The sequence below is a fragment of the Saccharopolyspora sp. genome, assembly GCF_017434145.1.
In the GTDB taxonomy this organism is placed as follows: Bacteria; Actinomycetota; Actinomycetes; order Mycobacteriales; family Pseudonocardiaceae; genus Saccharopolyspora_C; species Saccharopolyspora_C galaxeae.
Map to the genome: position 1 here is coordinate 1 of NZ_JAFRFW010000384.1, position 3330 is coordinate 3330.

The 3330-nt window shown below is 68.0% G+C and carries 3 protein-coding genes; 1 reads left to right on the forward strand and 2 read right to left on the reverse strand.

What is annotated here, in order from left to right; all coding sequences use genetic code 11:
• Nucleotides 1–451: 451 nt before the first annotated feature.
• A complete protein-coding gene (locus IJH84_RS10430; RefSeq protein WP_295143295.1) occupies nucleotides 452–1063 on the forward strand; it encodes a hypothetical protein in 612 nt (203 codons plus the stop codon).
• 76 nt (nucleotides 1064–1139) lie between these two features.
• Here the strand turns inward: IJH84_RS10430 and IJH84_RS10435 are convergent, their stop codons facing one another.
• Together IJH84_RS10435 and IJH84_RS10440 are read right to left on the reverse strand one after the other, a co-directional pair.
• A complete protein-coding gene (locus IJH84_RS10435) occupies nucleotides 1140–2570 on the reverse strand; it encodes a rhamnulokinase family protein (protein ID WP_295143298.1) in 1431 nt (476 codons plus the stop codon).
• A gap of 12 nt (nucleotides 2571–2582) precedes the next feature.
• A partial coding sequence (locus IJH84_RS10440) for an SDR family oxidoreductase (RefSeq protein ID WP_295143300.1) occupies nucleotides 2583–3330 on the reverse strand: 748 nt, incomplete at its 5' end.

The window sequence follows — 3330 nt, forward strand, 5'->3', positions numbered from 1 at the left end:
AGCGCGCAGCGCGCGGGTCTCGCCGTCGAGATCGCGCACCAACGGATCGATCACGATCGGATCGGTGCTGCTCGCCGGTCCATCGAACGGGTCTGACGCGGAAGATCTCATGATTCCCCCTCGGACAGCGGACCCGCGAGGCAGGCGAATCCGTGACCATACGACCAAGCTCACCGTAGCTCCGGGTGGCCGCGGGGTGAGTGCGTTTCGCGGTTTTTGGCAGCAGTTCGTACCTGAACGATCAACTTCGGCGCAGGTCGCGGCATATCGGTTCGGCGAGCAATCCTTGGCGAATGCGCTGAATGGGTGAACGAGCTGAATTGTGCCGCGCGGAACGTGCTGCGTGCGCCAGAGTGCGGCCAGTCCAGAGAGGAGCACAGTGGCACCAAGGTTCCGAAGTCGTCCGGACGGCTCGAAATACCCGATAGGCGGCGGAGGTGGCGCCGCAACAGTGATCGCGGGCGGTGCAGCGTTCGCCATTTGGGCCGCCAGCAGCGGTGCCGGTGGTATCGGTGCAGGTGTCGGCGGAGGCGGTGGCACAGCGGCGTCGGCGATGTCGGCTGCTGAGTCGGCGGTCGTGCGCAACATCAGCAAGAACCTTTCCAAGGCCCGAAAAGACGTTCAGCGTGGCAAACCCGTACAGGCATGGCGTCGACTCGGTCTCCGGAAAGGAACCAGCAAGACGCGCGAGGCAGCTGAATGTGCAGTCTTCTCGTACGGGCGTGTGCAAGACTTCTTTACCCGGAACCCGTGCAGGGGGTTGCACCGCGTGCAGTTCCCCGTCAGCTACGACGGCGGTTCGGCATCCGTTCTGGTGTCCCGGGTGCAGATGCGCAACGCCACGCAAGCCCGGCAGTTCCGACGGCTGATCGACGAACACGGCAGTGGAGACGTCGAGCCGTTTCTGCCCGATGTGCAGTTCACCGGGGAGCATTACGACTCTGCGCGGGATCGCAGCGCGGTGTTCGTGGCGGAAGCCGAATCGGCTTCGGGTGATGTTCCCGATCAGGTCCTCGACTCTGTGGCCGAGGCCGCTGTCCTGTTGGCGCGGCGTGCTACCTGAGGTCCGCCAATCTTCGACGGTTCGGGTGTCGAAGCGGTGCTGTGCCGTGCACCCCGCTCAGCAGCCTCGCTCAGTTTCACCCGATGCGTGTGGAACCTGGTTGGTAGATCTGGAGTTCGCACCTCCGACGTACGAGGTTCCGCAGCGATTCCAAACTTCCGGTGATCGCGCCGGCGGTGCGGGCCTGCACGAGGATGTTGCCGAGGGCGGTGGCCTCGACCGGGCCGGCGATCACCGTTCGGCCGGTCCGATCGGCGGTGAGCCGGCACAGCAACGCGTTCTGCGAGCCGCCGCCGACGATGTGCACTGTGGACATTGAACGGCCGGTGAGTCGTTCGACCTGGTCGATGGAGTGCGCGTAGGCCGCCGCGAGGCTTTCCAGGATGCAGCGCACGAATTCGCCGCGGGTTCCCGGAATCGGCAGGTCGTGCTCGGCCAGCCACGCCGCGATGCGCGAAGGCATGTCGCCCGGCGGCAGGAACCGCGCGTCGTCGGTGTCGAAGACGGGGACGGCTCCGGGCGGCACCTCGGCCGCCTCGGCCAGCAGTGGCTCCAGCTCGACCGACGGGTCGGTCCTGCGCCACTGCGCGACGGACTCGCTCAGCAGCCACAGCCCCATCACGTTGTGCAGGTAGCGGATCCGGTCGTCGACACCGCGCTCATTGGTGAACTTCGCGGCACGGCCCGCTTCGGACAGCACCGGCCGGTCCACCTCCACACCGACCAGCGACCAGGTACCGCACGAGATGTAGGCGAAATCCTCGCCTTCGGCGGGCACTGCCACGACCGCCGAGGCGGTGTCGTGCGAACCCACCGCGGTGACCGGCAGCGGCCGATCGGTGCCCAGCTGCGCGCAAATCTCCGGCGAGACCTCGCCGATCCGGTCTCCCGGCGAGATCAGCGGCGGCAGCAGGCCGTGCTCGACGCCGAGCCGGTCGGTCAGCTGCCGCGACCAGTCGCCGGTGCGCACGTCGAGCAAACCCGTCGTGGAAGCGTTCGTGCGTTCGGCGACCTGCTCCCCGGTGAGCCAGTAGGCGAGCAGGTCCGGGATCAGCAGCATCCGATCCGCCAGCGCCAGGAAACCCGAACGCCGGTCCGCGGCGAGCTGGAACGTGGTGTTGAACGGCAAGTGCTGCAAGCCGTTCAGCTCGTACAACTCCTGCGGAGAAACCAACTCGTGCACGGCATCGACCGCCGCGGCATTGCGGTCGTCCCGGTAGTGGTGCGGCTGGCCGAGCACGCGGCCGCCGCGCAGCAACGCGTAGTCCACTGCCCAGGAATCGATGGCCAGACCGGCCAAACTCGCTTCCCGCAACGCTGTCGCTAGCCCGTCGCACATGTCGCGGTACAGCTCCAGGACGTTCCAGTGCAGCCCGTCGCGGGTGCGCACCGGCCGGTTCGGGAACCGGGAGACGGTGCGCATCCGCAACTCGTCCGGGCCGACGTGGGCGAGCATCACCCGGCCGCTGGTGGCGCCGAGGTCGACCGCGGCCACCGCATCACTCATGCCGCCTCCTCATCAACGCAGGAACGCTGCCGCGACACCTGCGTCGACGGGCACGTGCAAGCCGGTCGTATGGCTGAGATCCCCGCCCAGCAGGGCGAAAACCGCGTTCGCGACGTTCTCCGGCAGCACCTCCCGCTTGAGCAGCGTGCGCTGCGCGTAGAAGGCGCCCAGCTCGTCTTCCGGAACCCCGTAGACCTTCGCCCGCTGCGCACCCCAGCCACCGGCGAAGATCCCGCTGCCGCGCACCACGCCGTCGGGATTGACCCCGTTGACCCGGATCGAGTGCGCGCCGAGTTCGGCGGCCAGCAGCCGGACCTGGTGTGCCTGGTCGGCCTTGGTGGCCGAGTAGGCGATGTTGTTCGGCCCGGCGAAAACGCCGTTCTTCGAGACGATGTAGACGATGTCGCCGCCGAGTTCCTGTTCGACGAGGACTTTCGCGGCCGCCCTGCTGACCAGGAACGAGCCCTTCGCCATCACGTCGTGTTGCAGGTCCCAGTCGGCCGCGGTCGTCTCCAGCAGCGGTTTCGACAGCGACAGCCCCGCGTTGTTGACCACCACGTCGAGTCCGCCGAAAGCCAGCACGGCCGCCTCGACCGCGGCCGCGACGGCGTCCTCGTCGGTCACGTCGGCGGCCACGCCCACGGCCACGTCCGCCGAACCGAGTTCGGCCGCTGCCTCCCGTGCCTTGGCTCGGTCGACGTCGGCGAGCACGACGTTGGCGCCGTCGCGGGCGAGTCGTGCGGCGGTGGCCTTGCCGATG